Source organism: Mycobacterium sp. SMC-15 (assembly GCF_045310925.1).
Taxonomy (GTDB): domain Bacteria; phylum Actinomycetota; class Actinomycetes; order Mycobacteriales; family Mycobacteriaceae; genus Mycobacterium.
This window is the reverse complement of the sequence record NZ_JBJIAJ010000014.1, coordinates 88,730-115,219: the sequence shown is the minus strand read 5'-3', so window position 1 is coordinate 115,219 and position 26,490 is coordinate 88,730. Positions and strand designations below refer to the sequence as shown.

The 26,490-nt window shown below is 66.8% G+C and carries 27 protein-coding genes, 1 tRNA gene and 1 pseudogene; 15 read left to right on the top strand and 14 right to left on the bottom strand.

The features are described 5' to 3' along the window. Positions 1-3: 3 nt before the first annotated feature. Positions 4-870, top strand: a complete 867-nt coding sequence (locus ACJH71_RS19515; RefSeq protein ID WP_406759630.1) for a hypothetical protein — start codon at positions 4-6, stop codon at positions 868-870. Here ACJH71_RS19515 and ACJH71_RS19510 read toward each other — a convergent pair. Then, complete coding sequence (locus tag ACJH71_RS19510; protein WP_406759629.1) at positions 787-2,238, bottom strand: wax ester/triacylglycerol synthase family O-acyltransferase; 1,452 nt, start codon at positions 2,236-2,238, stop codon at positions 787-789. The genes ACJH71_RS19515 and ACJH71_RS19510 overlap by 84 nt on opposite strands. Positions 2,239-2,372: 134 nt before the next feature. On the opposite strand from ACJH71_RS19510, the gene ACJH71_RS19505 reads away from it, so the two are divergent. From ACJH71_RS19505 to ACJH71_RS19490, 4 genes are read left to right on the top strand one after another with little or no spacing between them, the layout of a single operon-like run. Beyond that, a complete protein-coding gene (locus ACJH71_RS19505; protein WP_406759628.1) occupies positions 2,373-3,338 on the top strand; it encodes an alpha/beta hydrolase in 966 nt (321 codons plus the stop codon). Further along, the gene (locus ACJH71_RS19500; protein WP_406759627.1) at positions 3,329-4,183 is read left to right on the top strand and encodes an SDR family NAD(P)-dependent oxidoreductase; all 855 of its coding nucleotides are present in this window, start codon (positions 3,329-3,331) and stop codon (positions 4,181-4,183) included. The genes ACJH71_RS19505 and ACJH71_RS19500 overlap by 10 nt, the downstream gene beginning before the upstream one ends. After that, positions 4,183-4,938 (top strand): glucose 1-dehydrogenase, encoded by a 756-nt coding sequence (locus ACJH71_RS19495; protein WP_406759626.1) that lies wholly within the window; start codon positions 4,183-4,185, stop codon positions 4,936-4,938. The genes ACJH71_RS19500 and ACJH71_RS19495 overlap by 1 nt, the downstream gene beginning before the upstream one ends. 56 nt (positions 4,939-4,994) lie before the next feature. After that, a complete protein-coding gene (locus ACJH71_RS19490) occupies positions 4,995-5,855 on the top strand; it encodes an alpha/beta fold hydrolase (RefSeq protein ID WP_406759625.1) in 861 nt (286 codons plus the stop codon). Between the two features lie 35 nt (positions 5,856-5,890). On the opposite strand, the gene ACJH71_RS19485 is transcribed toward ACJH71_RS19490, so the two are convergent. After that, the gene (locus tag ACJH71_RS19485; RefSeq protein ID WP_406759624.1) at positions 5,891-7,144 is read right to left on the bottom strand and encodes a hypothetical protein; all 1,254 of its coding nucleotides are present in this window, start codon (positions 7,142-7,144) and stop codon (positions 5,891-5,893) included. A 428-nt stretch (positions 7,145-7,572) separates the two neighbouring features. Here ACJH71_RS19485 and ACJH71_RS19480 point away from each other — a divergent pair. Then, a tRNA-Thr gene (locus ACJH71_RS19480) sits at positions 7,573-7,648 on the top strand. 46 nt (positions 7,649-7,694) lie between these two features. Beyond that, positions 7,695-8,101, top strand: a pseudogene (locus ACJH71_RS19475) (HNH endonuclease). Between the two features lie 47 nt (positions 8,102-8,148). Here ACJH71_RS19475 and ACJH71_RS19470 read toward each other — a convergent pair. Next, entirely contained in the window at positions 8,149-8,892 is a 744-nt protein-coding gene (locus ACJH71_RS19470; RefSeq protein ID WP_406759623.1) for a hypothetical protein, read from the bottom strand. 108 nt (positions 8,893-9,000) lie between these two features. Between ACJH71_RS19470 and ACJH71_RS19465 the strand changes: the two genes are divergently transcribed. Further along, on the top strand, positions 9,001-9,720 hold the full coding sequence (locus ACJH71_RS19465; RefSeq protein ID WP_406759622.1) for a response regulator transcription factor: 720 nt from the start codon (positions 9,001-9,003) through the stop codon (positions 9,718-9,720). Between the two features lie 63 nt (positions 9,721-9,783). Beyond that, entirely contained in the window at positions 9,784-11,247 is a 1,464-nt protein-coding gene (locus ACJH71_RS19460; protein WP_406759621.1) for a sensor histidine kinase, read from the top strand. A 3-nt stretch (positions 11,248-11,250) separates the two neighbouring features. Here the strand turns inward: ACJH71_RS19460 and ACJH71_RS19455 are convergent, their stop codons facing one another. Further along, positions 11,251-11,655 (bottom strand): HIT family protein, encoded by a 405-nt coding sequence (locus tag ACJH71_RS19455; protein WP_406759620.1) that lies wholly within the window; start codon positions 11,653-11,655, stop codon positions 11,251-11,253. Positions 11,656-11,805: 150 nt separating this feature from the next. On the opposite strand from ACJH71_RS19455, the gene ACJH71_RS19450 reads away from it, so the two are divergent. Beyond that, entirely contained in the window at positions 11,806-12,297 is a 492-nt protein-coding gene (locus ACJH71_RS19450) for a YceI family protein (RefSeq protein ID WP_406759619.1), read from the top strand. A 74-nt stretch (positions 12,298-12,371) separates the two neighbouring features. Here ACJH71_RS19450 and ACJH71_RS19445 read toward each other — a convergent pair whose 3' ends face one another. From ACJH71_RS19445 to ACJH71_RS19400, 10 genes are all read right to left on the bottom strand, one after another. Continuing rightward, positions 12,372-13,499 (bottom strand): NDMA-dependent alcohol dehydrogenase, encoded by a 1,128-nt coding sequence (locus ACJH71_RS19445; RefSeq protein ID WP_406759618.1) that lies wholly within the window; start codon positions 13,497-13,499, stop codon positions 12,372-12,374. A gap of 143 nt (positions 13,500-13,642) precedes the next feature. Beyond that, positions 13,643-14,884 (bottom strand): cytochrome P450, encoded by a 1,242-nt coding sequence (locus ACJH71_RS19440; protein ID WP_406759617.1) that lies wholly within the window; start codon positions 14,882-14,884, stop codon positions 13,643-13,645. Between the two features lie 78 nt (positions 14,885-14,962). After that, the gene (locus ACJH71_RS19435) at positions 14,963-15,703 is read right to left on the bottom strand and encodes a glucose 1-dehydrogenase (protein WP_406759616.1); all 741 of its coding nucleotides are present in this window, start codon (positions 15,701-15,703) and stop codon (positions 14,963-14,965) included. 47 nt (positions 15,704-15,750) lie between these two features. Beyond that, positions 15,751-16,833, bottom strand: a complete 1,083-nt coding sequence (locus ACJH71_RS19430) for a diacylglycerol kinase (RefSeq protein ID WP_406759615.1) — start codon at positions 16,831-16,833, stop codon at positions 15,751-15,753. 25 nt (positions 16,834-16,858) lie between these two features. After that, positions 16,859-17,404, bottom strand: a complete 546-nt coding sequence (locus tag ACJH71_RS19425; protein ID WP_406759614.1) for a nuclear transport factor 2 family protein — start codon at positions 17,402-17,404, stop codon at positions 16,859-16,861. 3 nt (positions 17,405-17,407) lie between these two features. Further along, positions 17,408-17,617, bottom strand: a complete 210-nt coding sequence (locus ACJH71_RS19420) for a ferredoxin (RefSeq protein WP_406759613.1) — start codon at positions 17,615-17,617, stop codon at positions 17,408-17,410. 19 nt (positions 17,618-17,636) lie between these two features. Further along, the gene (locus ACJH71_RS19415; protein ID WP_406759612.1) at positions 17,637-18,992 is read right to left on the bottom strand and encodes a cytochrome P450; all 1,356 of its coding nucleotides are present in this window, start codon (positions 18,990-18,992) and stop codon (positions 17,637-17,639) included. Beyond that, positions 18,989-19,816 carry an SDR family oxidoreductase gene (locus ACJH71_RS19410; protein WP_406759611.1) on the bottom strand — a complete coding sequence of 276 codons (828 nt, stop codon included), beginning with the start codon at positions 19,814-19,816 and terminating at the stop codon, positions 18,989-18,991. Before ACJH71_RS19410 ends, ACJH71_RS19415 begins: the two co-directional genes overlap by 4 nt. After that, the gene (locus ACJH71_RS19405; RefSeq protein ID WP_406759610.1) at positions 19,817-21,034 is read right to left on the bottom strand and encodes a cytochrome P450; all 1,218 of its coding nucleotides are present in this window, start codon (positions 21,032-21,034) and stop codon (positions 19,817-19,819) included. Then, the gene (locus ACJH71_RS19400) at positions 21,031-21,624 is read right to left on the bottom strand and encodes a TetR family transcriptional regulator (protein WP_406759671.1); all 594 of its coding nucleotides are present in this window, start codon (positions 21,622-21,624) and stop codon (positions 21,031-21,033) included. Before ACJH71_RS19400 ends, ACJH71_RS19405 begins: the two co-directional genes overlap by 4 nt. Before the next feature lie 226 nt (positions 21,625-21,850). Between ACJH71_RS19400 and ACJH71_RS19395 the strand changes: the two genes are divergently transcribed. The 5 genes from ACJH71_RS19395 to ACJH71_RS19375 are packed head-to-tail and all read left to right on the top strand — an operon-like array spanning position 21,851 to position 26,288. Next, on the top strand, positions 21,851-23,320 hold the full coding sequence (locus ACJH71_RS19395; protein WP_406759609.1) for an aldehyde dehydrogenase: 1,470 nt from the start codon (positions 21,851-21,853) through the stop codon (positions 23,318-23,320). A gap of 31 nt (positions 23,321-23,351) precedes the next feature. Continuing rightward, a complete protein-coding gene (locus ACJH71_RS19390; protein WP_406759608.1) occupies positions 23,352-24,104 on the top strand; it encodes an SDR family oxidoreductase in 753 nt (250 codons plus the stop codon). Continuing rightward, positions 24,101-24,991 carry an NAD(P)-dependent oxidoreductase gene (locus ACJH71_RS19385; RefSeq protein WP_406759607.1) on the top strand — a complete coding sequence of 297 codons (891 nt, stop codon included), beginning with the start codon at positions 24,101-24,103 and terminating at the stop codon, positions 24,989-24,991. Before ACJH71_RS19390 ends, ACJH71_RS19385 begins: the two co-directional genes overlap by 4 nt. After that, the gene (locus ACJH71_RS19380; RefSeq protein WP_046286453.1) at positions 24,991-25,416 is read left to right on the top strand and encodes a carboxymuconolactone decarboxylase family protein; all 426 of its coding nucleotides are present in this window, start codon (positions 24,991-24,993) and stop codon (positions 25,414-25,416) included. Before ACJH71_RS19385 ends, ACJH71_RS19380 begins: the two co-directional genes overlap by 1 nt. Then, a complete protein-coding gene (locus ACJH71_RS19375; RefSeq protein ID WP_406759606.1) occupies positions 25,413-26,288 on the top strand; it encodes an SDR family NAD(P)-dependent oxidoreductase in 876 nt (291 codons plus the stop codon). The genes ACJH71_RS19380 and ACJH71_RS19375 overlap by 4 nt, the downstream gene beginning before the upstream one ends. The last annotated feature ends 202 nt before the right edge of the window (positions 26,289-26,490 follow it).

Here is a 26,490-nt window from a genome sequence, read left to right as displayed (position 1 = left end):
TCCATGGCAGCCTGGCAGATGTTGCAGCCCAACCGATTCGGCGGCCAATCCATGCCGGTCGGGGAATTCATCGCTGCCGTGGCGGCCGCAGCCGCACAGGACGGGTCCGCCGGCTGGCGTTGCGCGATGGCCAACGCGGCGGCCTACTGGGCCGGCGCGCTGCCCGATCATGCCGGTACCGACATCTGGGGCGGCGACGACGGAGCCCGGGTCGCGATCGGTCGAGGACCGGGCGGCCGGTTGGAGCGAGGGCGGTTGACCGGACAGTGGAGCGACATCACCGGCGCCGATCTCGCGGACTGGTTGCTGTTGGCAGCAGATGACGACCGTCTGGTACTGGTGTCGCGCGCCGACATCGCGGCGGTAGCGCCCACCGAACCTGGTGGGCTGCCCGAGGCCGGGCTCGCCGAGCTGACGGTGACGGCCTTGCCCGTCGCCGACGAGCGGGTCTTTCCGGCGCGCAATGACAGTGCCGCCGTGATCACCGGCGCAGCGGCGTCCGCCGCGGTGGCCGGTGCCGCCGACGGACTGTGGCGGGCGCACATCGCCCAGGTCCAGGAGAAGCTGGCCGCCTCCTACGGCAGCGCGGAGACGGCCGATCTGGCGGTGTCGACCCGGCAGGCGGCCCGGGCCGCCGCCGATATCGACGCCGCCACGCTGCAGGTCGTCGCGTCGCTGACGCAGGACCCGCCGACCGCGGCGCGTGCTCAGCGTCAGGCCGCCGTGCGGGCCCGCGACGCCGCCGACCGCGTGCTGGGCAGCAGCCGCGGCCACGCGCTGGACGCCTCAGACCCGGTCGCTCGCCTGTGGCGTGATGTCCACACCGGATGCCGGCTGGCACTGCGACTGCTCGACGACCTCGACCGCTGAGGCTGCGCTCGCCAGCTCGGCCAGTGCCGCAGGCAGGCCGTCGGCGATCTGCCAGGGGTCGGGCAGGTGCGCCCCACAGCTGAGCACCCCGATCGTCAGCTGGCCTTCGTAGCTCCACCCGGTGAAGTTCAACCCCATCGGGAACACCAGCGGACCTGACGAGATCAACCGCTCAACCGGCGCACCGCTAAAGTAAAGCTGTTGCGGCCCTCGCATATTCGACGCAATCAGGCTGAACGTCGGTCGGTGTGTGGTCCGCTCACCGATCAGCGGCAAGGCGCGCGAATAGAACCAGAACAGCGGCCAGTACTCCATCCAGTCGTGCTGCAGCCACAGGTCGCGTTCGGACTGGACTTCGCGGGCGGTGCGGGTCGCCGCGGCGATCGCGGTCAGCCGCTCGAGCGGATCGGCGACATCGGTGGCCAGCGCGACGTTCCACCGGGCCACCTTGTTGCCCCAGGGGTCGCCCTCGGGCGGGCGCATCGACACCGGCACCACCGCGGTGAGTGCTTCCTCGGTCAGCTCGCCGTGCCGGTCCAGGTAAGCGCGCAACGCGCCGCTGCACACGGCGAGGAACACGTCGTTGACCGTCACTCCGTAGGTACGAGCGACGTCCTTGATGACGGTCATGTCGCAGCCGCGGAAGGCGAAGTGTCGCTGCGCGGTCAGTGGCGCGTTGAAGCGGGCGCCGGGCGCGGCGAACGCGGCGGCATACCCCGGCTTGCCGTCGCGGCGGCGCCGCAGAATGACCCGGCTCACCGCGACGGTGCGGGCCACCACCCGCGGCAGGCCGACCACCGCGGCGAGCTGATGGCGCGCCACCATCGGAAGCCACTGCCACGGCGCCGGCCGCCGCTCGTCGCGCGGGGGAGTCGGCGGGGGCGTGTCCGTGCCGCACAGTGCCTCCAGGATGCGCAGCGAGGCCGTGCCGTCGGCGACGGCGTGGTGAATCTTCCAGATCAGCGCGATCCTGCCGTCGGCCAGGCCGTCAACGTAGAACAGCTGCCAGGCCGGGCGGCTGCGGTCGAGGCGGTCGTGGAAGATCGCGTCGATCGCCAGCGCCAGTTCGTGGTCACCCCCGGGAGTGGTGAGGGTGAGCCGCCGTACGTGGTGGTCGATGTCGATGCGCGGCCGGGCCACCCACCAGGGTCGGCCGAGCCGGAGCCGGGGCATCAGCAGCTGCCACTGCAGCGGCTCGACCCGGTCGACCAGGCCCGGGACCAGCGCCTTGACCGCCTCGAACGTGAGTGGCCGTTGTCCGTGTTGTCCCTGGCTCGGGTCGAGCACCATCACCTTGATCGTGTGCTGCGGTTGCGCGGCGTTCTCCCACGCCAGAAAGCTGTTGTCCTCGCCGGTCAGACGCCGCATTGTCGCTCCACTCGCTCTAGCCGTGATGTGGTCCGGTTCACTTGTATGCCTGCGGTGTGCCCGGCCCGACACGTTGTCTCGCACAGTGAGACATTGGGATTTGCCGGCGGCGCCGGCGCCCTACGTTGCGCTGCGTGAGCGATATCGCCTCGATGCAGACCGAGCTGGCCGACCGGATGACCGCGGCCTTCGCATCCATCGCGGCCGGGGACGGCAACGCGGTCCAGGTGCGGGCCAGCCTGAAGGCGAGCCGCCGACCGGCCAGACCCGTGCCGGTGGGCTGGGTCGATGAGCGTCACATTCCCGGCCCCGCCGGCCCGATGCAGGTGCGCATCTACTTCCCCCTCGACCCCGGCACCCCCCGGGAGCACCTGCCGGTGCTGGTCTACTTCCACGGCGGCGGCTTCGTACTGTGCGACCTCGACTCGCACGACTCCTGCTGTCGCCGGCTCGCCAATGGCGCCGGAGCGATCGTGGTGTCCGTCGATTACCGGCTGGCTCCCGAAGCGCCGTTCCCCGCCGCGATCGACGACGCCTGGGCGGCCACGCAGTGGGTGGCGGGTCATCTGGCCGAACTCGGCGGCGATCCGGCGCGGTTGGTGATCGCCGGTGACAGCGCCGGAGGCAACCTCGCCGCGGTGGTGGCCATGCTCGCCCGGGATCATGGCGGTCCGGCGATCGCGTTCCAGTTGCTTATCTATCCCGTTGTCGATCAGCGACGCAAGCAGGCGTCGGCGTCCGGTCCCCGGCCGGGCCCCAACGGGACCCTCACCGCGGCCCACATGCAGTGGTTCACCGAGCAATACCTGGGCCGTGACGGCGACCGGACCGATGTGCTGGCCTCACCGATCCTCGGTGACTTCACCGGCCTACCGCCGGCCCACGTCGTCACCGGCGCGCTGGACCCGCTGTGTGCCGAGGGCGAGGAGTACGCCCAGCGGCTTCAGGACGCCGGCGTGGCGGCCAGCGTCACGCGCTACGCGCAGGGCTTCCACGGCTTCTTCAATCTGGCGGACCACCTGCCCTTCGCGGCCCAAGCCAGCGACGACGTCTGCGCGGTGCTCCGCGCGGCCCTACCGGAAGGATCACCATGCAACTGAGGAACGCTCGGGTTTGGATGCGGCGGTCCAGCTTCGGCTCTCCTCCGTCGAGCCTCGCTAACCGCCGGGTCTTGATCACCGGCGCCAGCCGTGGTCTGGGCAGGAGCATTGCCCAGGTGGTGGCCGAGCGCGGAGCCGACGTCGCGCTGGTGGCGCGCGATGGTGCGGCACTGGAGATCCTGGCCAAGGAACTCGACGGCAAGGCGTATCCGGCCGACCTCTCCGATCCGGCGGCGGTGGAGGCGCTGATCGGCCGGGTCGAAGCCGACGGCCCGGTGGACGTGCTGATCAACAACGCCGGCGTCGACCATGTCGGCCGGTTTCACGAGGCGACCCCTGCGCAGGTACGTAACCTGCTGCAGATCAACCTGGGAGCGCCGATGGAACTGTGCCGCCAGGTGATACCGGGCATGGTGGCGCGTGGTCGCGGCCATATCGTCAACGTGTCGTCGATGGGCGCCATCTCGCAGGGGCCCGGCCTGACTCTGTACGGGGCGTCGAAGGCCGGGCTGAGCCACTTCACCGCCGGCATTCGCGGTGAGTTGCGGGGCAAGCCGGTCGGCACCACGCTGGTGCAGATCGGCGAGGTCAAGACGGACATGATCGACCACATCCGGGCGTTCGGGCCGGCCCGGCGCACCATTGAGCGATCCATTCGGTGGCGGATGATTCCCCGCGAATCCCTTGACCCGGTGGCGGTTTCGGAGGCCATCGCGGGGGCGGTCGAGCGCAACCGCCGGCATGTCATCATGCCGCGCAACATCGTGGCGATGGCCAAGTTCACCGAGTTCCCCCGGCGGGTTTCCGAACTGATGTTGACCGGTATCGATCAGGACCGCGACTGATGGCCGGAATGGACCTTACCGGCAAGGTCGCGATCATCACCGGGGCCGCACGCGGGCAGGGCGCGGCCGAGGCCCGGTTGTTCACCGCGCTGGGTGCTCGGGTGGTGCTGACCGATGTGCTGGAGGACGGCGAGCGCGTCGCCACCGAACTCGGGGCGCGGTTCGTGCGGCACGACGTCGGGGACGAGGCCGGGTGGGAGACCGTGGTCGAGATGGCGGTCAGCGAGTTCGGGAGGCTGGACGTCCTGGTCAACAACGCCGCGATCTGCCAGTCGGTTCCGCTCCTTGAGCAGTCCGCCGCGGGTTTCAAGGCGATGCTGCGGGTCAACCTCATCGGCGCGTTTCTGGGCGTCAAGGCGGTGGCCGAGCCGATGCGGGCCAGCGGTGGAGGGTCGGTGATCAATGTGTCATCGCAGGCCGGGTTGCAGGGCCTGGCCGGCTACAGCGCCTACGGGGCGTCGAAGTGGGGGCTGCGTGGCATGACCAAGGTCGCCGCAATCGAGTTGGGGCCCTATGGGATTCGTGTCAACTCGGTGCATCCCGGCATGATCGACACCCCGATGGTCGCGCACCTGGGCATCCAGCCCGGCCCGGGTGGGCATCCGGGAGCACCGCTGACCCGCATCGGGTTGCCCTCCGAAGTCGCCGATGTGGTCGCCTTCCTGGCCTCGGATGCCTCGGCGTATGTGACCGGAGCCGAACTGGCCGTCGACGGCGGGGCGAGCGCAGGCAAGATCCCTACCCCGACACCGTGACCGGCAACGTCCGGCGTTAGCGTGTCTAAAGAGTTTCGGGATCTTTGAGGAGACACATGCCGGCCGAGTTGAGTCACGACGAGACCCTGCGCGAGGTCACCACCGAGCAAGGGGTGCTGCGCTACCACGAAGCCGGGGACGGGCCGACGCTGCTGATGCTGCACGGCTCCGGTCCGGGCGTGACCGGATGGCGCAACTACCGTGGCCTGCTGCCCGCGTTCGCCGAGCACTTCCGCTGCCTGGTGCTGGAGTTCCCCGGGTTCGGGGTCAGCGACGACTTCGGTGGGCATCCCATGGTGACCGCGTTCGGCGCGGTGCCGGCGTTCGTCGAAGCCCTCGGCCTGGACAAGTTCAGCATCGTGGGCAACTCGATGGGCGGCGGTGTCGGGATCGGCTATGCGATCGGCAACCCCGACAAGGTGAGCAAGCTGGTGACCATCGGCGGCATCGGCACCAACCTGCTCAGTCCGGGACCGGCCGAGGGCATCCGGTTGCTGCAGGACTTTGTCGACAACCCGAGCCGCGACGCGCTGGTTCGGTGGCTGCACTCGATGGTCTACGACCCGTCGGTGGTCACCGAAGAACTCATCGAGGAGCGGTGGGCACTGGCCACCGACCCCGATACCTTGGCCAGCGCCCGGCGGATGTACGGCAAGGAAGCCTTCACGAACATGGTGAAGATGATGCAGGCGTCCAAGGGCCCGCTGCCGTGGGCGATGATGCACCGGCTCAAGACACCGACGCTGGTCACCTGGGGCCGCGACGACCGGGTCAGCCCGCTGGACATGGCGCTGATCCCGATGCGGACCATCCCGGACGCCGAGGTGCACGTGTTCCCCAACTGCGGGCACTGGACCATGATCGAGGCCAAGGACGCCTTCACCCGCGTGGTGCTGGAGTACCTGACGCGCGACTGACGCGGGTAGTCCAGCCTCCCCGGGGCAGCCGGTCTTTAGAAGCTGAAGCTGAACAGGGCGTGGTCGTAGAGGCCGAGCCCGTTGAGCAGGTCGTCGATGGTTGCGTCGTCGACGCCGACGTTGGTGAGCAGATCGTTCAGGCTGTCGTTGAGCAGGCTCAGCCCTGAACCGTTCAGTCCGGCGATCAGGGCGTCCAGGCTGGTGCTCGAGAGGCCGAGGGAATCGAGCATGCCGCCCACCGTGGCACCCAACGGGATCAGGCCGGAGCCCAGCAGATCGCCCAGGGTGGTGGTGTCCAGGCCCAGCCCGCCCAGCAGGCTGTCGACCGACATGTTCAGCGGGAGCGTGGGCAGCAGCTGGCCGAGGGTGGCGTTGTCCAGGCCCAGGACGTCGAGTGCGCTGCTGAGATCGATGCTGCCGATACCGGCGGCCGGGTCGGTCAGCAGAGTCGCCAGGCCGGGGAAGATGGCGGCGTCGCTGAGTCCGGCGACCTCCAGCAGCCCTCCCAGGGTGGTGATGTTGTTGAGGCCCGGGATCACCCCAACCCACTCCAGCAGGGTGTTGAGGAAGATGGCGTTCCCGCCGAGGTCGGTGAGGATCGTGCTGAGTTGAACGTTGCTCATGCCCAGCCCATTCACCACGTCACCGAACGTGACGTCGTTCAGGCCCGGCACGGCGGCGCCCAGGGCGGTCAGGATCGGCGCCAGGTCTTTCATCTCCATGTCGCCGAAGCCCAGGCCGGTCACCAACTGGTCCAGGGTGACGCCGCTCAGGCCCAGCCCGTTGACCAGGCCGAGGGCCAGGGCGCCGACGTTCTGGCCGCCCAGGCCCAGGCCGTCGACCAGGCTGCCGAGCGTGACACCGTCCAGGCCGAGCCCGTCGACCAGTCCGTTGAGCAGGCCGGCCAGCCCGACGTCGGCGAGTCCGAGACCACCGACCAGGGTCCCCACCGTGGTGTGGCCCAGGCCCAAGCCGTCGACCAGGCCGGGAAGCAAGGTACTGAGCTGGTCGTCGCCCAGGCCCAGGAAGTTGACGATCTGCGCCAGCGTCACGTGCCCGAGGCCGAACATGTCGGCCATCGGGCCGAGGGGGAACAGGCCGACGGTGCCGTCGTCGATGACGATGAAGCCCAAGTTGGTGGCGTCGGCAGCGGACGCGGCGACCGCGGTGAGTTCGACCGCCCGGTTCTGGAGGGCCGGGAGTTGCGGCGCTGCCGGTGCGACGGCGACGAGAGCGGCGCAGGTAACCGCGAGGCTGCCGGTGATAAACGGATTCCGCGTGAGCTGCATAGTTGTTCTCCCCCAAGTCGAATGAACTGACTACAACCTGAGACCCTATACGGGTTTTCGTAAGAAAAAGCGCAGGAAACGTGAACTGGGATTCCTGGCCCCCCACTCGTGGGTGGTCCGCGCGTTTGCTGTACCAGCGTCCGATGTGGGCCAGAACCGACCAGGCAAAACCGGCTGATCGCGGTCTCCGGGGGTTGCCACCGCGCGCGCCTAAGATGGATCGGCGAGCGCCGTCTGCGGTCTGGAGCCCCCTGTCAGGATTGAACTGACGCGGGCTTGTTTACCAAAGCGCTCGTTCCGCACCCTTCTGCTGACTGGAGGACGCTGGCAGCACCGCTCGCGCATCCGCCGGCTTGAGTTGGCGGGAGCGGGCGGCTCGGACGGCATCACCCCGTCGTACAATCGCCATGGCTCATTGGGCCAGCCCGGCCGCGTTAGCTCAGTTGGTAGAGCGTCGCTCTTGTAAAGCGGATGTCGAGAGTTCGAGTCTCTCACGCGGCTCCATTCGGCGGCGCCGTTCTTGTCGGTACTGGTGGATAGCGTCTGTCTCATGACAGTGACCTGTCTCGGGTGCGGCGTCGATTTGAAGGCCGTCGGCTAAGGGTGTTCTGCAGCAATGCATGTCAACAGTCACTCCGCCGACGCTTGCTCTTGGAGGCCTGGCTCGACACCGGAGTCTGTGGTCGCACGTCATACCTCGGCAACTATGTCCGGGACTACTTGAGTGAGCAGCAGGGCGGCTGCTGTGCGATCTGCCGCATCGAGGGCACGTGGAACGGTGTGACTTTGACGCTGATCATCGACCACATTGATGGAGATGCAAACAACAATCGTCGTGAGAATCTGCGCCTCGTTTGTCCCAACTGTGACAGCCAGCTGCCGACGTACAAGGCGAGGAATCGCGGCAGGGGGCACTACTACCGGCGACAGCGGTACGCCGATGGCCGGTCCTATTGAGGCTTCGGCCTTCTAAGTCGGGGCGTAGCGGGCTGCCGCCAGCGGGCTCAATTCTGCGGATCGGTCGGGTCCTGGTCGATCACCCGTTGGGAGCGCACCGTTCGGGTCGACGAGCGGCGGCTGGATCGGCGGGGCAGCAACGGAATCCGCTCGGCGATGTTGCTCAGCGGATTGACCACCATGGTCAGCGCGATCACCGCCTCCTGCAGGGTCTCGATCGCCGGCTCCAGAGCCTCCATCCCGGGGGCCAGTCGGCTCAGGGTGTCGGCGACACCGGCGAGCTGCTCCAGGGGTCCGTTACGGGCGGTCAGCTTGTCGATCAGTCCGCCCTCGGACAGCAGCCGGTCGGCCAGGCCGTCTTCGGCCAGCAGTCGTTCGATCAGCCCGTCTTCGTCGGTCAGTTGATCCACCAGGCCGCCGGGCTGCAAGGCCCGCTGCAGCCCGCCACCCTCGGCGGTGAGCCGGTCGATGACTCCGCCTGGCCCGGTCAACTGGTCCACCAGGCCGCCCGGTGCCAGCAGGCGGTCGGCCGGCCCACCCGGCGCCAGCGCACGCCCCAGGGGCGCGTCGTCGTCCATCAACTTGGCCAGCCGGTTGGCCCGGGCAATGGTGTCGTCCAGGCCCAGCATGTGCGCCATCGAGCTGTTCGGGCCCTGTTTTCCGGCGTCTCCGAGGGCCTGGCGAGCCAGTCCGAGCGCCGTCGTGGCCACGCCCAGACTGGCGTCGGCGATCGACAGGCCGATGCGCGCCGGGGCGGTGGACACGGCAATCAGCTGCTTGACCAGGCTCACCAGGCCAGTCTAGGGGGCATTCGGAGCGGGCATCGGCTAGTTTGATTGACAGTAAACATGCAGCCGATATCCAGGTGGTTTTCACCGGACCGCGAGGGAATTGACGCTATGGGAGCAACAGCCGCGCATGACGCTGCACCGGAGGCCCGCGTTCTGGTCGTCGATGACGAAACGAACATCGTGGAACTGCTGTCGGTCAGCCTCAAATTCCAGGGTTTCGAGGTCTACACCGCCTCCAGCGGACCGGCGGCGCTGGACCGCGCGCGCGAGGTCCGGCCGGACGCGGTGATCCTTGACGTGATGATGCCGGGCATGGACGGATTCGGGGTGCTGCGCCGGCTACGTGCCGACGGCATCGACGCCCCCGCGCTGTTCTTGACCGCCCGCGACTCGCTGCAGGACAAGATCACCGGGCTGACCCTCGGCGGCGACGACTACGTGACCAAGCCGTTCAGCCTGGAAGAGGTGGTGGCGCGGCTACGGGTCATCCTGCGCCGGGCGGGCAAGGGCGCCCAGGAACCGCGCAACTCGCGGCTGGCGTTCGCCGACATCGAACTCGACGAGGACACCCACGAAGTGTGGAAGTCCGGCCAACCGGTGTCGTTGTCGCCCACCGAGTTCACGCTGCTGCGGTACTTCGTGATCAACGCCGGCACGGTACTGAGCAAGCCGAAGATCCTCGACCACGTCTGGCGCTATGACTTCGGCGGCGACGTCAACGTGGTGGAGTCCTATGTCTCCTACCTACGGCGCAAGATCGACACCGGCGAGAAGCGCCTGCTGCACACGCTGCGCGGAGTCGGTTATGTGCTGCGCGAGCCGCGATGAACGCGAGCCGCGACCACCGACGGTGGCCCGTGAAGGCCGGAAACGGGTTGTAGGTCGAAATATATGGGGACGGTCAAACCCCTTCGGGACATCTTGCCGCTGAAAGTCAGCCTGGTCGCTGCCACCCTCGCCATGGTGGCCATCGGGTTGCTGGCACAGGGGTATGCCGTGACCACGATTCTGCGGCACCGTCTGATCGGCAGGATCGACGCCACGCTCATCGATGCCGCCCACGGCTGGGCACTGGAACAACGGGGGCGGGTGCCGTCGCGAGAGGGGGAGGACCCCAATCCCGGTCGGCCGCCGACGAGCTTCTACGTCCGCGACGTCGACCCCGATGGCAGCATCTGGACCGTCGTCAACGACCAGAACGCCGAGCCGCTGCTGCCGCCGGACAACGACGTGGGATCGGTGCCGATCACGATTGGCTCCGTCGACGGGTCGGGCGTGCAGTGGCGGGCGCTGTCGGTGCACGGCGAGAACGGCCGACTGATCACCGTGGCCAGGGATCTATCCGATCCCCGGGCCACCCTGCGCTATCTGGCCTGGTGGCGGGTGACGATCGGCGTCGGGGTGCTGCTGGTGCTGGGCGCCGCAGGTTATGTGGTGGTCAACCGCAGCCTGCGTCCGTTGGCCGAAGTCGAACGGACCGCGGCGGCGATTGCTGCCGGCCAGTTGGACAGTCGTGTGCCCGAACGCGATTCACGTACTGAAGTCGGACGGCTCACGTTGGCGCTCAACGGCATGCTGGCGCAGATCCAGGAGGCAGTGGCCTCCTCGGCGGAATCGGCGGAGAGCGCGCGCATCTCCGAGGAACGCATGCGGCGGTTCATCACCGATGCCAGCCACGAACTGCGCACCCCCCTGACCACGATTCGTGGCTTCGCCGAGCTGTACCGGCAGGGGGCGGCCCGCGATGTGGAGTTGCTGATGTCGCGTATCGAAAGTGAAGCGCGCCGGATGGGCCTGCTCGTCGAGGACCTGCTGCTGCTGGCCAGAACCGACGCGCAGCGTCCCCTGGAGCGGCACTGGGTCGACCTGTTGGTGTTGGCCACCGACGCTGTGCACGACGCACGGGCCATCGCGCCGAATCGGGCCGTGGAGCTCGAGGTGTTCGACGGTCCGGGAACTCCGGAGGTGCTTGGCGACGAAGCGCGGCTGCGGCAGGTGCTGAGCAATCTGGTCTCCAACGCGCTGCAGCACACCCCGGACGGGACTGCGATCACCGTGCGGGTCGGCACCGAGGGCGACGACGCGATCCTCGAGGTCATCGACCAGGGCGCCGGTATGAGCGAGCAGGACGTGGAGCGGGTCTTCGAGCGGTTCTTCCGGACCGATTCGTCGCGGGCACGGGCCAGTGGCGGCACCGGATTGGGGCTGTCGATCGTCGACTCCCTGACCCGCGCGCATCACGGCACGGTGACCGTCAGCTCGCCGCCGGGCCAAGGCTGCACGTTCCGGGTCTCGCTACCGCGACTTTCCGACACCTCGGCCCGGGCGGCCGAGTTGCCCGCTGAGATCGTCTGAGTCTCAGCCCAGTTCGGCCAGTGCGGCCTTGATCTTGGCCTGCGCCTCGTCGAGTGATTCCGCCGACGGATTGCGATCTACGCCGGCGAAACCGAAGTCGGACAGGCTGCGGGTCGGGAAGACATGGACGTGCAGGTGGGGAACCTCTAGGCCGGCGATGATCATGCCGGCCCGCTCGGTGTCGAACGCTCGGCACACCGCTTTGCCGATCTTCTGTGCCACCGCCATCACCTGGGCGAAGGCGGCGCCATCGATGTCTTGCCACTGGTCGATCTCGGCGCGGGGCACCACCAGCGTGTGGCCCTGGGTCATCGGCTCGATGGTCAAGAAGGCGACGACGTCGTCGTCCTCGTGGACGAATCGACCCGGCAGCTCCCGGTTGATGATTTTGGTGAACACGGTGGTCATGGGATCAGCATATGCGCCGAGTGCCAGATTAAACGGCCGCTGCTGCGTATTATCGAGGACGAGCTGATACCCATCGTGCGGGCTTGCCACGCCGGAGGCGGAGGAGATGAGATGTCATCTGTCGCAACATTTCTCAGCAGTCCTAAGGCAGTGGGGAATTGGAATCTGGATCCCGGGCAATCAAGCATCCGATTCGAGAACGGAACCATGTGGGGCGCGCTGAAGGTCCGCGGCGCGTTTACCGAATTCAGCGGCAGCGGCGAGATCAAGAACGACAAAACGGTGTCCGGCAGGGTCGATATCAAGGCCGCCTCGATCAACACCGGCCTGGGCACCCGTGACCACGACCTGCGCCGATCGAACTTCTTCAACACCGACCATTACCCCGACATCACCGTCGTGGTCACCGGTGGGGAGCCGGCCGGAGGCGATGTCGCTCGGCTGGAGGCCGAACTGACCGTCAAGGGCATCACCGGGCCGTTGCCACTGAAAGTCGAGGTGACCCCGATCGAAGACGGCGGAGTGCGGCTGACCACCGAGGCGACCGTCACCCGCAAGCAGTTCGCGGTGGAAGGGAACTTCCTGGGCATGGTCGGCAACCGGACCAGGCTCAGGGCCAGTCTGGTCTTTCGGCCCGCCTAGTACTCCGTTGACTCTGCGCTGAGGGCGGGTGCTTCTCGCACTTCTTCGCCCTCAGCGCAGAGTCAACTGATGATTTATCGGTCGGCGTCGGTGTAGCGGATGATGCCGCGAATGTTCTTGCCGTCCAGCATGTCCTGGTAGCCCTCGTTGATCTGCTCCAGCTTGTACTGGCGGGTCACCATGTCGTCCAGGTTCAGCTTGCCGACCTTGTACATCGACAGCAGCTGCGGGATGTCGTACTGCGGGTTTCCGCCGCCGAAGATGGTGCCCTGCAGGTTCTTCTGCAACAACGTCAGCATCGCCAGGTTGAGCGTGACCTGGTTGTCCAGCATGGACCCCATCGCGGTGAGCACGCAGGTGCCGCCCTTGGCGGTCAAGATCATGTAGTTGTCGACGTCGGCGCCGTGTACCTCGCCGACGGTGACGATCACCTTGCGGGCCATCAGGCCGGCGGTGACCTCCATCATGCCGCCCATCGCGGCGAAGATGTCGGGGTAGACGTGGGTGGCACCGAACTTCAGCGCCTGGTCGCGCTTCCAGTCAACCGGGTCGATGACGAAGATGTTGCGGGCACCGGCGTTGACCGCGCCCTGCAGTGCCGACATGCCCACCCCGCCGACGCCGACGATCGCGACGTCTTCACCCGGGCGGATGTCCGCGCTGCGGACGGCCGAGCCGTAGCCGGTGGTGACACCGCAGCCCACCAGGCAGGCCACCTCGAACGGAATCGACGGGTCGATCTTCACCACCGAAGACTTGTGCACCACCATCCACGGCGAGAAAGTGCCCAACAGCGTCATCGGGTAGACGCCTTCGCCGCGAGCGGTGACGCGGAAGGTGCCGTCACTGACCGCCACGCCGCTGAGCAGTCCGGCGCCCAGATCGCACAGGTTGCGCAGTCCGGACTGACAGGTCGGACACGTGCCACAGGACGGGATGAAGGACAGCACCACGTGGTCGCCGGGGGCGATGTCTTCCACCCCGGGGCCGACCTCGGTGACGATGCCGGCGCCCTCGTGTCCACCGAGGACCGGGAAGCCGGCCATGGGGATGCTGCCAGTCATCAGGTGGTGGTCGGAGTGGCACATACCGGCCGCCTCCATCTGAATCTTGACCTCGTCTTTCTGGGGGTCACCGATCTCGATCTCCTCAACCGACCACGGCTTGTTGAACTCCCAGAGCAACGCACCCTTTGTCTTCACCGCGAACCTGCTTTCCTTTTGAATTTCCGGACGTCCGGCAGTCCCCTGCTCGGAGCCTATAACCGACTACGGGGCGGCGGGAAGGTTCGTTCGAACCCCTTCGAGCCCCTGGGCCCGCACCGCCGAGTCGCGCCGCCGACGGCCTAGCCGTGGTAGGCGACCTGCAGATCCTTGACCCCGTTGATCCAGCCGGAACGCAGTCGCTGCGGCTCGGCCAGCTTCGCGATATCCGGGAGCTGATTGGCGATTTCGTCGAAGATCAGCCGGATCTCCATCCGGGCCAAGTTGGCACCGATGCAGTAGTGGGTGCCCTGCCCGCCGAACGCCAGGTGCGGGTTGGGATCGCGCAGGATGTCGAAACTGAACGGCCGGTCGAAGACCTCTTCGTCGTAGTTTGCCGAGCTGTAGAACAGTCCGACCCGCTGCCCTTTGCCGATGGCCACCCCGCCGAGTTCGGTGTCGATTTTCGCGGTGCGCTGGAAACAGTGCACCGGGGTCGCCCAGCGCACGATCTCGTCGACGGCGGTCTCGGGCCGCTGCCGCTTGTAGAGCTCCCACTGATCGGGGTTCTCGGCGAAGGCGTTGATGCCGTGCGTCATGGCGTTGCGGGTGGTCTCGTTGCCCGCCACCGCCAGCAGGATGACGAAGAACGCGAACTCGGTCTCGCCGAGGGATTCGCCGTCGATGTCGGCCTGGACCAATCGGGTGACGATGTCATCGGCCGGACAGCGCCGCCGCTCCTCGGCCATGGTGTAGGCGTAGCCCATCAACTCGGCGTTGGCCATCGCCGGATCGGAATCGAAATCCGGGTCATCGGTGTTCATGATCGAGTTGGTCCAGTGAAACAGCTTCTCCCGATCGGCCTCGGGAACCCCGAGCAGATCGGCGATCGCCAACAGCGGCAGTCGCATCGCGATGTCGTCGACGAAATTGCCGCTGTCCTTCTCGGCCGCCGCGGCGACGATCTCGCGGGCCGACTGGGCCAGCTTCTCCTCCAGCGCACCCACGGAGCGGGGCGTGAACAGCCGTGACACCAGCTTGCGCAGCCGGGTGTGCTCGGGCGGGTCGTGGTTGATCAACAACGCCTTGGTCAGATCCAACTGGTCGGCGGTGATGCCGTCGGGCAGGCGCATGACCGCGCCCTTGGCATTGGTCGACCACACGTCGTTGTCGCGCGAGATCTCTTTGATGTGTTGGTGTTTGCTGATGACCCAGTAGCCGCCGTCATCGAAGATGTTGCTGTGTGCGGCCTGTTCGTTCCACCAGATCGGCGCTGTCTTGCGCAGTTCGGCGAACTCGGTGATCGGCATGCCGTGGAGCAGGACGTCCGGATCGGTGAAGTCGAAACCAGAACCGAACGGACAAGCTGATTGCGTTGATGTCAAGACGAACACCTTTGGTTTGTCACTGGAGCGCTAACCTCGCCCGGGCATACACATGATGGCTAGGTGTATGACCGAGTGTCAACCATTTTTGTGCGGAACATCGGTGACCAGACCGCCGTCCATGACGAACTCCGAACCCGTGGCGTAGGAGGACTCGTCGCTGGCCAAGAACAGCACGAAGGTGGCGACTTCGTCGGACGTACCGGGCCGGCCCAGCGGGATCGTCACCATGTCCTCGGGCAGATGCTCGGTCATCGGCGTGCGGATGAAACCGGGGTGCAGCGAGTTGACCCGGATGTTGTGGCGGGCCAGCTCGAGAGCGGCGGATTTGGTCAGTCCACGCACCGCCCATTTCGAGGCCACGTACGGGTGCACCATCGGCGCACCGCGCAGGCCCTCGATCGAGGACACATTGATGATGGACCCGCCGCCGGCGGCGATCATCGAATCGATGGACGCGCGCATGCCCAGGAATGTGCCGTTGAGGTTCACGTCAATGACGTTGTGCCACTGGTCCAGATCGAATTTGCGCAGTGGCCCCAGCGCGACGGTCCCGGCGTTGTTGACCAACACGTTCAGCTTCCCGAACGTCTCGACCGCGACGCTCACCGCGGCAGCCCACTGCTCGGGGTCCCGGACGTCGAGATGCACATAGCGCGCGGCGTCACCCAGCTCAGCCGCGAGCGCTGCGCCCTCTTCGTCCAGCACGTCGCCGATCACCACTTTGGCGCCCTCGCCGACCAGCATCCGGGCATCGGCCGCACCCATACCGCGTGCACCCCCGCTGATCAGAGCTACCTTGCCGTCTACACGTCCCATGCGCATTCCGCCTTTCAGTCCTCGGTGGTGGTGGTTGTCTTCGTGTCTCAGTCGGTGGTTGTCGCGATGACGGCGGGTGCGCCGACCAATGGCAGGTCGAGGGTGGTGACGATTCCGGGCGGTGCCGCGACGACGGCGGGAATCGCGTTGACCACCCGGCCAACACCGACGGCGATCGCGGCGTAGTTGTGATCGCCATGCCGGCTGGTCGGGCAGATGTCGACGGCGTAGGACGGTTCGCCGGTGATCTCGACCCGATAGGAGCCGCCCGGCTGTGCCGGCTGCGCCCAGTCCGGGCGCAGGTCGCTGCGCAGCCGGGTGACGTGCTCGACCACGATCAGCGGCTTGCCGTCCACGATGCCGTTGATCTCGAACTTGAGTGCGGCGACACCGCCTTGGGGAATGTGCCCGGCCGCGATATCGAACGCCTCCGGAGCGGGTTCGCGCTCCGAGGAGTCGGTGATGGCATCCAGGGTCACGCCCAATCCGGCGGCCAGCTCGCGGATCGTGGCGCCCCACGCGATGCTCAAGATGCCGGGCTGCAGCAGCATCGGCACGTTGTCGAGCGAATTGCCGAAGCCCATCACATCGAACATGACTTCGGCGCCGTCGTAGGTCGCGTAGTCGGCGATCTCAAGGCAACGGATCTGCTCAATGTTCTGGCATGTGCTGGCGAAGGCCAGCGGCACCATATCGGTGATGAATCCGGGATCGACACCGTTGACGTAGACGCTCGAATTGCCCTGCCGGGCTGCGTCTTCGATAGGCGCGATGAATTTGTCCGGGATGACGCCCCAGGGATACTGCAGCACCCCCGGGGCGGTCCCGATGACATTGATACCGGCGGCCAGCAACCGGCAGACGTCCTTGAGCGCGTCGGGCAGCCGGGTATCGCCCATCGCGCAGTAGACCGCGGCCTCGGGCTTGGCGCCGATGATCGCCTCGAAGTCGTCGGTGGCGGCGATGCCGGTGTGGACGTCGAGACCGGCTAGCTCGCCGGCATCTTGGCCCACCTTGGCTGCTGTCGAGACCCACACCCCGGTGAGCTCGTAGGCGGGATTAGTGATCAGCCCGCGCAGGGCGATGCGCCCGGCGTTGCCGGTGCCGATCAGGGCGACACGTATGGCCACGAGTTCTCCTGGAGTGGGTTGTGTTCTACCAGAGTGGAACCGGAGAAGTTCCCAGCGGGAAGTAGCCGGGGAGCTTCTCGCCGGCCAGGCTGCGCTCGATACGCTTCTGCATTCCGGCTGAGAGCTTGCCTGCGGTCATCAGATCCAGGTAGAGCTTCTGGACGTGACCGAAGTCGAAGAAGTCACGCTGCCACTCGATCTTCGCGTCGGCGTTGAGTCGAAACCAGCTGCCGCCGATGCCGTAGATCTCCGACTCGGCGCCGTCGGCGTCTGTCGCGACCTGCTTCCAGAATCCGACGATCTCGCCCTGCTTGTCGTCGATGATCACCCTTTGATACGGGTACTGCCAGTTGTCCAGCCCCTCCATCTCCAGACCCAGCGCGATGTCGCGGATCTCGTCGATCCCGACGCACATGACGTCCTCTTTGGGGCCGATGTTCCATCCGTAGGTCGCGTCATCGGCGTAGAAGTCAGCCAGCGGCCGCCAGTCACCGGCCGCTTCGGCATCGCGATTGACCTGCAGCCAACGCTCGACCCATTCTTCGAGTTGTTCGCGGGGAAATGACGTCATAGTTCAATCCTGTTTCTCTTCAATGGACAACGCTCGGGTGGGGCAGGACCGCACGGCTGCCTGGATCTGGCGGCGGTCTTCGTCTGGTGGTTCGGAGTCGAGGATCTCGACCTTGCCGTGCTTGGGCACCTGGAAGTAGTCGGGCGCCTCCAGCTCGCACATGGCGTGGCCCTGGCACAAGTCCAGGTCCACCTTCACTGTGTAGCTACCCATTTCAGCGCTCCCTCGGCCTCTACTTGTTGCGCCGGCGGTAGCGCACCTTGGCGGGGCGAGCCAGTTGCACCACCATCTTGGAATGGTCGTTGCGGTAGGTCTCCGGCGGCTGCGACATCTCGAACTCGTACTCGCGCAGCAGAACCGAGAAGATCGCCTTGATCTGCATGGTGGCGAACGCCGCCCCCACGCAGCGGTGCCGACCAGCCCCGAACGGGATCCACGTCCAGCGGTGGATGACGTCTTCCTCGCGCGGTTCGTTGTAGCGCTCCGGCACGAAGTCATTGGGCTCGGGGAAGTTCTCCGGTATCCGGTTGGAGACCGCCGGCGAAGCCGCCACCATGTCGCCTTCGTGGATCGGGTAGCCACAGACCTCGAATTCACCCTTGGCCACCCGCATCAGAATGATCAGCGGCGGATGCATGCGCAGGGTCTCTTTGAGCACGTTCTCCAGGTTCGGGATCTGGCGCAGCGCATGGAAACTCACCTCGCCCCCGTCGGCGTAGAGCTCGTCGAGTTCGGAGATCACCGCGGCATGGGCCTCGGGGTGGCGCAGCATCTCGATCAGCGTCCACGCGCTGGTTCCCGAGCTGGTGTGATGCCCGGCGAACATCATCGAGATGATGATCCCGGTGATTTCGTCGGCGGAAAACCGCGGGTTGCCGTTCTCGTCCGGGATCGACACCATGACGTCGATCATGTCCCGGCGCTTCTTGTCGGACTCCGGGTTGGCGAGCCGGCCGTTCATGATGCCCTGCACCAGTTCGACCAGCTTGACGCGCGCCTCGTCACGGCGACGGAAGCTCTCGATCGGCAGGTACGGGTCGACGTAGCACAGCGGGTCGGTGCCGTTCTCCAGTTCGTAGTAGAGCTGGGCGAACCGGTTGTCGAGTTCTTCACGGAACTTTCGCCCGATCAGGCACGCCGTCGAGGTGTAGATGGTCAGCTCGGCGAAGAACTCCAGCAGATCGATCTCGCCTTCGTCGCCCCAGTCGGCGATCATCTGGCGCACTTCATGCTCGATGGTGCTGGCGTGGCGCTTCATATGCTCGCCGCGAAGTGCGGTGTTGTGCAACATCTCCGCGCGCCGCTCCGGCGGGGCGTCGAACACCACACCGTTGCCGAAGATAGGGGTCATGAACGGATAGGCCGCGGCCTGGTCGAGTTCGTCGTCGGTGGAGCGGAAGAAGAACTCGTTGGCTTCGGCGCCGGTCAGCAGCACGACCTTGCGGCCGGCCAGGTCGAACCAGCCGACGTCGCCGCATTCGTCGCGCACGCGCTGCATCAACGCGATCGGATCGGTGCGGAACTCTTCGAGGTGGCCGTGCTCGGCCTCGCCCCCGGAGACCCGGGGAACCTCAGTGGTGACGGTCATGACGGCATTCCTTCCTCACCCAGTTGCAGGTTCTGGCGATCGGAGGCGGTGTCGCGCAGCGGGGCCTCGGGCTGCACCTCCATGTCGACGATGTGTGCGCCGCGCGGGGTTTCGGCAACAAACGCGATGGCGCGAGCCAGATCTTGCGGCCGAAGGAAGTAGCTGTGCCGAGCCTGACCCCACTTGGCCCAGTCCTCCAGCATCGGCCCCACCTGCTCGGCGGACAGCTTCCAGCCCATCTCGGTCAGGGTCGGGCCGGGGTGGACGATGGAAGCGCGTACCCCGGTGCCCTCCAACTCCATCCGCAGGTTGTGCACCATCGCGACCAGCGCGGCTTTGGCCGCGCCGTAGGCGCCCATGTGCGGACGCTGCTGCAACGCAACATCGGATCCGACGAAGATCACGTCGCCGCGCTGGCGGGCGACCATGTCCGGAAGAACCGCGGTGGCCAAACGATTGGCGCCGATCAGGTGTACTTGAATCTGGTCGTTGAACGCCTCGGTGGACAGCTCGTGGATGCGGCCGGGATTCATGTCGCCGGCACCGGAGACCAGTAGCTCGATCTCTCCCAGTGCGTCGACGCTTTGCGCCACAAATGATTTGACGGAATCAGCGTCGGTCACATCGAGTGGGAACGCCACCGCCTCGCCGCCATTCTCGCGGATCTTGGCGACCAGATCGGCGAGCCTATCCGCACGCCTGGCGCCCAAGGCTACCGGGAATCCGCGGCCCGCCAACTCTTCTGCGGTGGCAGCGCCGATACCCGAGGATGCGCCCGTGACGATGGCGGGCCGCCGGTCCGGGGATGGGTCGAAACGTGGCATTTATGCCTCCTTGACGGTGATCGGGAGGTCGGCGAAGCCGCGCACGTTGGATGAATGCACCCGCACGGCCTTGGCCTCGTCGACCTGGTAGTCGCTGATCCGGCTGAAAAGTTCGTCGAGCGCCACCCGGGCCTCCATCCGGGCCAGGTGTGCGCCGAGGCAGAAGTGGGCGCCGCTGCCGAAACTGAGCAGCTTGGAGCCGATGTCGCGGCCGATCCGGAAGGCGTCGGGGTCGTCGAAGACCCGCTCGTCACGATTTCCGGAACCGGGCAGCAGCAGCACCACCGAGTCGGCCGGAATGGTGGTGCCGTGCAGCGTGTAGTCCTCGGCGACCGTGCGCGCCAAGATCTGGCTGGGCGTGTCGTAGCGCAGTGTCTCCTCGACCCACAGCGGAATCAGCGAGCGGTCGGCGTAGAGCGGCGTCAGCTGGTCACGGTTGCGGTGGCCCCAGTAGATGGAACTGCCCAGCAGCTTGGTGGTGGTCTCATTGCCGGCGATCACCATCAGGAACAAGAAGGCCAGGATCTCCTGGTCGCCGAGCCGGTCGCCGTCGACCTCGGTCTCCAGTAGCGCTGAGGTGAGGTTGTCGGCCGGATTCTTCTTGAAATCGGCGATCATCTCGTTGTAGTAGGTCATCAAATCCATCGATGCCTGGATCGCTGACTGCGGGACGTCGGTCACCCCGTCTTCGCGGTGCAGCACCCCGTCGGCGAGTTCCCGGATCCGGGCCCGATCGGCCTCCGGGACGCCCATCAGCTCGGAGATGACGTCCATCGGCAGCTTGCCGGCGAAATCGTTGATGAAGTCGAACGAGCAGGTGCCGTCGGAGCCGGGCTGGATCGCGTTGTCCAGATGCTGACGCGCCAGCCGAATAACCTGCGGTTCGAGCTCGCGGATCCGGCGCGGGGTGAAGCCCCTGGACACCAGGGTGCGCAGTCGAAGGTGCTGCGGATCGTCCATCGCCAGAAACGACATCACCAGCTGGGCATGGGGGCCGCGGGAGACCGGGTCCAGGGAAACCCCGTCCCGATTGGAGAGCGCTTCGCTGTTGCGGAACCCGTGCAGCACATCCTGATGGCGCGAGATCGCCCAGAAGTCGAGCTCTTCGTTGCGATAGACCGGGGCCTCGTCGCGCAGGCGCCGGTAATACGGGAACGGGTCCTCGTGAAAGTCGTAGTCGTACGGGTTGAGGACGGGTGGTGCCGTCTGCAGGCTCATCGCGGTGCTCCTGATTCGAGGATCAGGCTGACGACGTAGGCCAGCCGATCGGTGATCTGGTGGTAGGTGAAGGCGCCGCTGCCGGCGTTGACCAGAGCGCCGAAGAAGGTCATCTCCAGGGCAGAGACCTTCTGGGCATCCGCGTCCGGACCGAACGCCGAGGTGATGCGGCGGTGGATCTCCGCGCCGATCCGATCGCGCACCGTGCGGACCGCCGGGTCGCTGTTTCCGCTGAGCAGCGCTGCCGTGCAGGCCGCCGCGACTTCGGGTTCGTCGGCGACCACCAGTGCCAGGTGCCGCAGCGCCTGGTTGACCCGACTCGGCATCGGCTCGTTGACGTCGGTGAAGTACGGGACCTGACGAACCAGGTCCAGATACACCTCGGCGATCAGATGGTTCTTGGAGGAGAAATAGGTGTAGGCGGTGGCCGGGGCAACCTTGGCGCGGGCCGCGACCGCGCGGACAGTCAGGTCTGCATAGGACTTCTCCCGCAGCATCTCGACGCCGGCGCTCAGCACCTTGCGGAAGGTCTCCTCCTGGCGCCGATTGCGGGTTGCGGGCGTGGCACCCGCAGTTGCGGGGTCAGCCAAGGCAGCGTTCGTCGATGTGACTGCCGCCACCGATTCGCTGGACACGTGTCCAACGTAGCTGAAGGTGGATTTGTTAGGCAAGTCCCCTGGGAAACAACGGTTTCAGGCTCAGAGGGTTGCGGGGGCGCCAACTCTGGGTCTAGGGTTCGAGCCGGTGATAACGGACATGTGTCCATTTTCGCAGTGTTTCTTCACGGGGACTGCGACCAAGCTGCGGGAGTGACTGATGGCGCTACTGGCTGACGGCGTAAGCCGGCTGCTGATCGACGGCAAGCTGACCTCGGGCGGAGCCGGCGGCTTTGCCACCGTCAACCCGGCCACCGAAGAGGTGCTCGGTGAGGCGGCCAATGCCGACGCCGCCGACATGGATCGCGCTATCGGTGCGGCGCGCCGGGCGTTCGACGAGACCGACTGGTCGACCAACACCGCATTGCGGGTGCGCTGCATACGTCAGTTGCGTGAGGCGATGCTCGAGCATGTCGAGGAGCTTCGCGATCTGACCATCGCCGACGTGGGCGCGCCCCGGATGCTGACCGCCGGCGCGCAGCTGGAGGGGCCGATCAACGACCTCAGTTTCGCCGCGGACACCGCCGAAAACTACGAGTGGACACAGGATCTCGGTCAGGCCGCGCCGATGGGCATCCCCACTCGCCGCTCGGTGGTGCGGGAGGCGGTGGGCGTCGTCGGCGCCATCACCCCGTGGAACTTCCCGCACCAGATCAACCTGGCCAAGCTGGGCCCCGCACTGGCCGCCGGCAACACCGTGGTGCTCAAGCCCGCCCCCGACACGCCATGGGTCGCTGCGGTGCTCGGCGAGCTGATCGCGGAGAACACCGACATTCCACCGGGCGTGGTCAACATCGTCACCTCGACCGACCACGCGCTGGGCGCCACACTCGCCAAAGACCCTCGGGTGGACTTGGTTTCGTTCACCGGCTCCACCGCCACCGGCCGCAGCGTGATGGCGGACGCCGCCGCCACCATCAAGAAGGTGTTCCTGGAGCTGGGTGGCAAGTCCGCCTTCCTGGTGCTCGACGACGCCGACCTGGCCGCGGCCTGCTCGGTCGCGGGATTCTCGGTCTGCCTGCACGCCGGGCAGGGCTGCGCGATCACCACGCGACTGGTGGTGCCCCGGGCCCGCTACGACGAGGCGGTCGCTATCGCAGCAGGCACCATGGGCTCGATCAAGGCCGGTGACCCGTCGAAGCCCGGCACCATCTGCGGCCCAGTGATCTCCGCGCGCCAGCGTGACCGGGTGCAGAGCTATCTGGATCTGGCGATCGACGAGGGCGGCACGTTTGCCTGCGGCGGCGGTCGCCCAGCGGATCAGCCCGCCGGGTTCTTCATCGAACCCACCGTGATCGCCGGGCTGACCAACGAGGCGCGGGTGGCTCGCGAGGAGATCTTCGGCCCCGTGCTCACCGTGATCCCGCATGACGGCGACGACGACGCGGTGCGCATCGCCAACGACTCGCCCTACGGGTTGTCCGCCACCGTCTACGGTGCCGACGCCGAGCGGGCGGCGGGGGTAGCGGCCCGACTGCGGGCCGGCACCGTCAACGTCAACGGCGGGGTCTGGTACTCCGCGGATATGCCGTTCGGTGGCTACAAGCAGTCCGGCAATGGCCGCGAGATGGGCGTCGCCGGGTTCGAGGAGTACCTGGAAATCAAAGCCATTGCGACAGCAGCGAACTAACGACTAGTACCGGATCAAGGAGAACAAGCAGATGGGCCAATTCGACGACAAGGTGGCTATCGTCACCGGCTCTGGTGGCGGTATCGGGCAGGCCTACGCCCAGGCCCTCGCCGCCGACGGCGCCGCGGTGGTGGTCGCTGACATCAACATCGACGGCGCGAAGACCGTGGCCGACCAGATCGTTGCCGACGGCGGCAAGGCGATCGCGGTACGCGTCGACGTCTCCGACCTGGAATCGGCGCAGGCCATGGCGGATGCGGCCGTGGCCGAGTTCGGCGGAATCGACTACCTGGTCAACAACGCCGCGATCTTCGGCGGGATGAAGCTCGACGGCCTGCTGACCGTGCCGTGGGACTACTACGAGAACTTCATGCGGGTGAATCTGGACGGCGCACTGATCTGCACGCGGGCCGTCTACGAGCACATGGCCAAGCGGGGCGGCGGCGCGATCGTCAACCAGTCCTCCACCGCGGCATGGGTGTACTCGAACTTCTACGGTTTGGCCAAGGTCGGCGTCAACGGCCTGACCCAGCAGCTCTCCCGTGAACTGGGCTGGCGCAACATCCGGATCAACGCGATCGCACCCGGCCCGATCGACACCGAGGCCAACCGGGTCACCACCCCACAGGCCATCGTCAAGCAGATGGTGCAGCAGCTGCCGCTGGCCCGGATGGGCACGCCGGAGGATCTCGTCCCGATGTGCCTGTTCCTGCTGTCGGACCAAGCGTCGTGGATCACCGGCCAGATCTTCAACGTCGACGGCGGACAGATCATCCGCTCATGAGCAGCCCGGAACAGCAGCCCCGTCTTGGCTACATCGGCCTCGGCAATATGGGTGCGCCGATGGCCAAGCGTCTGGTCGACTGGCCCGGCGGCGTAACGATTTTCGACCTGCGGACCGAAGCGATGACGCCACTGGCCGAGGCCGGGGCCAGCGTTGCGGGCAGCGTCGCCGAGGTCGGGGCGAACGCCGACATCATCAGCATCACGGTGCTCGACGACGCCCAGGTCCGACAGGTGGTCGCCGAGCTGGTGCCCGCCGCGAAGCCGGGCACCGTCATCGCGATCCACTCGACGATCGCCGACACGACGGCCGCCGAGCTGGCCGAGGAACTCAAGCCGCAGGGCATTCACGTCATCGACGCGCCGGTCAGCGGTGGTGCCGGGGCGGCCGAGAAGGGCCAACTGGCCACCATGGTCGGTGCCGATCGCGCGGTCTACGAGCAGATCAAGCCGGCATTCAAGCAGTGGGCATCGTTGGTGATCCACGCCGGGGAGCCCGGCGCTGGAACCCGAATGAAGCTGGCGCGCAACATGTTGACGTTCACTGCCTACGCGGCGGCCGGCGAAGCCATGAAATTGGCCGAGGCGGCCGGACTCGATCTGCAGGCGCTGGGCCGGGTGGTGCGCCACACCGATGCGCTCACCGGCGGCCCCGGCGCGATCATGCTGCTGGACTCGACCGCACCGCTGCCGGCGGACCACTTCCTGTACAACGCCTTCACCCACACCCGGGGACTCGGCGAGAAAGACCTCAGTCTCGCACTGGGATTGGGACAGGCCACCGGGGTCGACCTTCCGCTCGCCCAGGTGGCGCTCGCCGAACTCGCCGCCGGTCTGGGCGTGCCGCACAGCGAGGACTCCGCTTTTCAAGAACCGGGAGAGATCTGATGGACGAACTGCGCCGTACCGGGCTGGCCAAGATGAACGAGGTCTACGCCTGGGACATGCCCGATATGCCGGGTGAGTACTTCGCGCTCACCGCCGACCACCTGTTCGGCCGGATCTGGAGCCGCCCGGGGCTTTCCATGCGCGACAAGCGCCTGATGACGCTGACGGTGGTCACCGCGGTGGGGGAGAAGGACCTGGCCGAGATCCAGGTCAACGCCGCCCTGCACAACGGCGAGCTGACCGAGGACGAACTGCGCGAGATGGCCATCTTCATCACCCACTACGTCGGCTTCCCGCGCGGATCCGGGCTGAACGCCGTGGTGGAGAAGGTGATTGCCAAGCGCAACAAGGCCGCTGCCGCGGGCAAGGGCGAGGACAAGAAAGCCAACGTCGCAGCCGTGCTGGATAAGCAGAAGGGCGAGTGACGCAGAACCTGCTCGTCGCGCGGGGCGCCGTTGTGGTCGGCGGCAGCCGCGGCATCGGCCGAGCGGTGGCGCAGCTGCTGGCGGGCTGCGGTGCCGGAGTGGTGGTGAACGGCCGGGACCCGGGGGCGGTGCAGGACACCACCGAAGCGATCACCGCAGCGGGTGGGCGGGCCGTCGGCCTGGCCGGCGCGGCCCATGTCGAGGCGACCGCCGTGGCGCTGGTCCAGGCCTGTCGGGAGGAATACGGCAGCGTCGACGTGCTGATCAACTGCGCCGGCGTCGCCGAACCCCGCGGCTCCTCGATCCTGTCGGTGTCCACCGAGCAGTTCCACGATCTGCTCGACGCACATTTGGGCACGGCCTTTCAGACCTGCCGGGCGGCCGCGCCGATCATGGCCCAGCAGCGCCGAGGCTCGATCGTCAACAGCGGCTCGGTGGCATTTCTGGGCGATTACGGCGGCACCGGATATCCCGCCGGCAAGGGCGCGATCAACGGCCTGACCGTGGCGGTGGCCGCGGAGCTCGCGCCCTACGGGGTGCGGGCGAACGTCGTCTGTCCTGGCGCGAAGACCCGGTTGTCCACCGGAGACGACTATGAGAAACACATCCGAGACCTGAACGCCAGAGGCCTGTTGGATGAGATCAGCATGCAGGCTTCGCTGGATCCAGCCCCCGCCGATTACGTCGCCCCGCTGTACGCCTACCTGGCCAGCGATCTGTCCGCCGGGGTGAGCGGATCGGTGTTCCTGGCCTCGGGTGGCTTCCTGGGCCGCTTCGAACGCCCGGTTCCCGCGGTACTCGGATACCGCGATCACCAGCGCTTTTCGCCCTGGACCGTCGACGAACTGCACGCCATGGTGGCGAGCCGCTGACACGACGGGACGTCACTTCTTGACGCCGTCGCCACGAATGTGCAGCGGCTTTCGTCGGCCGTCACATCTGGGGTGACTCGTTCTTCGCTTATCAGGCGGGGTCGCCTGGTCCAGTGCGTAGCTCGACCCGTCGGGATCTGAGAGTCAGGTGTGGCGGCGCGCGGGCGTGCTAGTCGGTGACGTCGGCAGACCCGATCCTCGC